This is a genomic window from Haemophilus sp. C1, from assembly GCF_001276515.1.
GTDB lineage: Bacteria > Pseudomonadota > Gammaproteobacteria > Enterobacterales > Pasteurellaceae > Haemophilus.
The window spans coordinates 1-609 of record NZ_LDVZ01000078.1; the positions used below are offsets into that span (position 1 = coordinate 1).

Consider the following 609-nt stretch of genomic DNA (forward strand, 5'->3'; position numbering starts at 1 on the left):
AGACAGATAATAATGGTAAATTACTTCGTAATGATAAAGGAAATATTGTTTATATAGGAGATGAAGAAAACAATAAATATTTAAAAGTTAGCTCTTTATTGGATGATAAAAATGAGTCTGGTAAATTATTTGGTGCAACTGGTGGCTTCCAAGCGATTAAAGGAACTATGTTTGGACTGGAATACAAACCTGGTTCGTTCTTAGATAAGCTTACTGAAACTTATGCTGGGCAACATGATTTAGTTGGAGGGCAATTATTTTTCTATGATAAATATGGAAATGGAAAACAAGGTTTAAGTGCTAAACAAGAGCAGTATATAGATTATTTTTCTATTGGTGCTGTTGGTGTAGTTACTCCAACAACAATACCTCATACTTTACCTATTGAAGTAATGAATTTATTGTTTGGAGTTAAATAATGAGAAAAAACATCTTTATTCTAATTACCATATCTATTATATCAGGTTGTTATTCCACAGAAACTGATTGCTATTATGGAATGACAACAATTTGTTTCGGTGAGTCATACTCCCCTGTGGCTAAATTTCAGAAATCTTATAGTTTGGGATATACCGATCCTAAACAACGATGGGACGATTTAGTTTCTTG

1 protein-coding gene is annotated in these 609 nt (G+C 31.7%); it reads left to right on the forward strand.

Going from position 1 to position 609, the window contains the following annotated elements:
* Nucleotides 1-419: hypothetical protein (locus tag ABW51_RS10235; RefSeq protein ID WP_197271875.1), on the forward strand; the 419-nt coding region annotated here is incomplete at its 5' end.
* Nucleotides 420-609: the final 190 nt, after the last annotated feature.